Annotated in this window: 1 protein-coding gene; it reads right to left on the reverse strand. The window is 70.1% G+C overall.

The genetic code is table 11. The annotated features are described in order from the left end of the window. Positions 1–1,731: amino acid adenylation domain-containing protein (locus ACIBAF_RS49240; protein ID WP_399473407.1), on the reverse strand; the 1,731-nt coding region annotated here is incomplete at its 3' end. Positions 1,732–1,748: the final 17 nt, after the last annotated feature.

Below are 1,748 nucleotides of genomic sequence, written 5' to 3' on the forward strand. Positions count from 1 at the left end.
CCGCGCCCGCACGGCCGCCGGGTCCGCGTCGCCGACGTAGTAGGCGACCAGCCGCCGGTCACCCGGACGGTCCTCGCGCACCACAGCCGTCGCCCCGGTGACGCCTGTCAGGGAACTCAGGGCGGACTCGACCTCACCCAGTTCGATGCGGAAGCCCCGCACCTTCACCTGGAAGTCGGTGCGGCCGATGTACTCCACCTCACCACCGGCCGTCCAACGCACCAGGTCGCCCGTGCGGTACATCCGCGCACCGGCGGAGTCGAAGGGGTCCGCCACGAAACGCTCCGCCGTCAGCGACGGACGACCGAGATAGCCACGGGCCAGGCCCTCACCAGCGATGTACAGCTCACCCGGCACACCCGGTGCCACCGGACGCAGGGCAGCGTCCAGCACGTACACCCGCGTGTTGGCGATCGGACGACCGATCGTCACCCCGTCCAACGCCAACGCCGTCACGTCCGCGACCGTCGACCAGATCGTGGTCTCGGTCGGGCCGTACAGGTTCGTCACCGAGCGGGCGGCCCCGGCCAGTGTCACCGCCAGTTCCGACGGCAGCGCCTCGCCGCCGACCAGCACGCGCACACCGGACAGGTTCACCCTGGCCTCTACGAGTGCGTGCCACTGGCTCGGCGTCGCCTGCATCACCGTCGTGTGCGACGCCGTCAGCAGGGCACCCAGGATCGACGGATCCTTGACCGCCTCACGGTCTGCGAGGATCAGGCCTGCCCCGTTCAGCAGCGGCAGATACATTTCCAGGCCGGCGATGTCGAAGCCGACCGTCGTCACCGCCAGCATCCGGTCGTCGGCGGAGAGCCGGAAGCGGTCCTGCATCGAGCCGAGGAAGTTCGCCAACGCCCCTTCGGGGATCACGACGCCCTTGGGCCGACCCGTGGATCCGGAGGTGTAGATCGCGTAGACGGCCCGGCTCGGATCGCCGGGCACGCCGAGGTCGCCGGCGTCGTACCCGTCGCCCGCGCCGAATCCCGCCAGGACCTCCTCGGTCAGCGTCAGCACCGGATGCGAGTCCTCGAGGACGTACGCGATGCGGTCGGCGGGGAACTCCGGGTCCACCGGGACATACGCCGCACCCGACTTCAGGACCGCCAGCAGCGAGACCACCAGGTCCACCGACCGCGGCAGCACCAACGCCACGAACGTCTCCGGACCGGCACCCTGCTCGACCAGGAAGCGGGCCAGGCGATTCACTCGGGCATTCAACTCACCGTACGACACGGCGCATTCACCGAAGGTGAGCGCCATCGCGTCCGGCGTCGCCGCCACCTGCGCCTCGAACCGCTGCACCACCGACAGCTCGGCAGCACCGGTCACCGCCGTGTCGTTCCACTCGACCAGCACCCGTCGCCGCTCGTCCGCGGCCAGGACGTCCACCGCGCTGAGCGGCCTCTCCGGAGCCGACACCAGGGCGTCGAGGACGCGGACGAACCGCTCGCCCAGGTCCTCGGCGCTCGCCTCGTCGAACAGGTCCGAGGCGTATGCGATCTCGCCGCTGATCCCTGCGGGCATGCCGTCTCCGTCATGTCGCTCGAACAGGGCGAACGACAGATCGAACTGCGAAACAGTCGTGGTGGAGTCGCCCGCGGAGACCCGCAGGCCGGGCAGCGCGAGCGACGCCTCGGTGTTGTTGTCGAAGAGCACCATCACCTGGAACAGCGGGTGGTGGGCCATGGAGCGGTGCGGGCTGACCACCTCGACCAGGCGCTCGAAGGGCACGTCCTGGTGCGCGTACG

It is taken from the genome of Streptomyces sp. NPDC051677 (genome assembly GCF_044453465.1).
Lineage (GTDB): Bacteria > Actinomycetota > Actinomycetes > Streptomycetales > Streptomycetaceae > Streptomyces.